Source organism: Moorena sp. SIO3B2, from assembly GCF_010692525.1.
GTDB lineage: Bacteria > Cyanobacteriota > Cyanobacteriia > Cyanobacteriales > Coleofasciculaceae > Moorena > Moorena producens.
The window spans coordinates 2,546-4,864 of the sequence record NZ_JAAHHE010000415.1; the positions used below are offsets into that span (position 1 = coordinate 2,546).

General features: G+C 42.0%; 2 protein-coding genes. Both read left to right on the top strand.

Annotated elements, in window-relative coordinates; all coding sequences use genetic code 11:
- Nucleotides 1-150: 150 nt before the first annotated feature.
- Nucleotides 151-792, top strand: a complete 642-nt coding sequence (locus tag F6K38_RS34975) for a DUF3120 domain-containing protein (protein ID WP_008181504.1) — start codon at nucleotides 151-153, stop codon at nucleotides 790-792.
- A gap of 320 nt (nucleotides 793-1,112) precedes the next feature.
- On the top strand, nucleotides 1,113-2,153 hold the full coding sequence (locus F6K38_RS34980; RefSeq protein ID WP_008181506.1) for an adenylate/guanylate cyclase domain-containing protein: 1,041 nt from the start codon (nucleotides 1,113-1,115) through the stop codon (nucleotides 2,151-2,153).
- Nucleotides 2,154-2,319: the final 166 nt, after the last annotated feature.

Consider the following 2,319-nt stretch of genomic DNA (forward strand, 5'->3'; position numbering starts at 1 on the left):
GGGGGGATATTGGTAATGATATATTAAGTTGAATAAAGATAATTAAAGATAAATAACAAAATTTTGTTGAAAAATACTTGGTTTTCTGGTATATCCCCAAGGAATTCTAATAATTTAGGGCAACTACTTCTATCGATACCCCCTAGGGGAGTGAGTAATCCTCAAGGATGGCTATTATTTGCTGCCGCCTCCTTCCTGGTTTCTGTGCCAGTGTTCTTCCAAGCTCCCCTAGTGCGCCTTTTCCCACTGTTGAGTTTAGTCATCACCCTGGCTTGGGTGTGGCTAGGGATAAAACTGCTCCAACGTCCATCAACCCAAGTCTGGGGTGACTTGCTGTTGGGATTTAGCTGGAGTTGGCTGGCTGGTTCACTATATTGGGGTTGGTTGCGGACTGAACCTCTACTGCATTTACCGGTAGAGGCAATTGGTCTACCATTCGCTCTGTGGGGATTGTGGCGGGGTTGGGGAAAGGTAGGAAATCTGTTTTACTTGGGTTCGTTATTCGGTACAGCCATGACCGACATCTATTTCTACTTGACGAATCTAATTCCCTACTGGCGTCAGGTGATGGTAGTAGAGCCAGTACTGGCAAAACCAGTCTTTCAAAATGCGATCGCACAAGTCCAAACTCCTTGGGGAATTAGCTGGGCAGTGCTTTTGGTTGCTACGCTAGGAATAGTTGGTCTTTGGTCATTGACAAAAGAACAGCCCCATTGGTGGACGTTTAGTGGAGCCGTTTTGAGTACAATCGTGGTAGATAGTCTTTTTTGGTTGGCAGCTAACCTAGCATGATGACTCCAGACACTGACCCTAAAAGGTACAGTGTGGGCTTCTTCGGAAGCCTTATTCATTTATTTATATATAGATATTTATATATATATATAAATATTAGGTAAGTTTTGACCATTGTCATTGTGATGGTTATTCCGAAATGACTCCATCATCCTGTGAATGTATCTACTAGGGTCAGCTTCTGAGTCTTGCTGGGTTTTTGACAGCAGCATACTCAAGCTCGATTAGCAGTAACTAGTCAGTAACTTATTGCTGCTATTGTTTCTCCAACTTCTGCGCTATCCTTCCCTGATCAGGGGAAATCTTGGAAAATTGATGCAATGATCAACCTCTCCGTTAACCCTGTTGTTGCTCCTATATCTGTGGTGACTTTGCGATCCACCCCTTACCTACTTATGCCTACCGACTCTGACGATCAGTATATGCCATTAGTTGGTAGTAATTGCTGGACCGTCGGTCGTAGTTATGATAACAATTTTGTACTTTCAGATCGCTGGATTTCCAGAAACCATGCGATGTTGCAGTGTACCGAAAACGGTGATTTCTATCTTATTGATTTAGGCAGCCGTAACGGTACATTTGTCAATGGACGCAGAGTCAGTATTCCGGTGACCTTGCGCAATGGCGATCATCTTACCTTTGGTCAGACAGAATTGGAGTTTTATTGCCCACCCAAGGCTCATAAAACTGAACCATCCGAACCTATACATAAAGATACCCAAACGTCAATATTGCACGTGCGCCGCCTGATTTCTGTGATGGTGGTGGACATCCGAAACTTTACCGTACTCACCCACCAGTTAGATGAAACCACCCTCTCAGTGGCAATTGGTAGTTGGTTCCGGGAGTCTGGAGAAATTCTGAAAAGGTGTGGCAGTTGGGTAGATAAATACATCGGTGACGCGATTATGGCGATTTGGTTTCATGGCTCTCAAGGGGTCAGTGATCAAGAAGCCATGAGTATTTTGCAAGCAGTCAATGACCTCAACAAAATGACTACCAATCTCTCTAAGGAATATCCTCTGCCCTTCCCACTGCGAATTGGTACTGGAATCAACACCGGTTATGCTATTGTTGGTAACACCACTGGTAGTGGCGATCGCCCAGAATACACTGCTGTTGGGGATACTGTAATTGCCGCTTTTCGCCTCGAATCTGCCACCAAGGAACTTGGTCTAGATATTGCCCTAGGGGAGGATACATACCGTTACGTTTCTAAAATCGGAAAGTCTGAGCTTAACTTCAAGCAACACACTGTAAATCTCAAAGGTTATGATAATTCCACTATTACCTACGCTGGAACCTATGGAGATTTAGATAATTTCTTGCGAGTTAACTCTACTATACCAATTGTTGAATAAGCTTTAGGAAAAAGTATCACTCATTTTGGTAAAGGTTAGTAGAATTTAGAATTTAGAATTTAGAATTTAGAATTTAGAATTTAGAATTTAGAATTTAGAATTTAGAATTTAGAATTTAGAATTTAGAATTTAGAATTTAGAATTTAGAATTTAGAATTTAGAATTT

Excerpts from the sequence above, each read along its gene's own strand:
- F6K38_RS34980 (WP_008181506.1), top strand. The coding sequence starts at position 1,113 with ATGATCAACCTCTCCGTTAACCCTGTTGTTGCTCCTATATCTGTGGTG.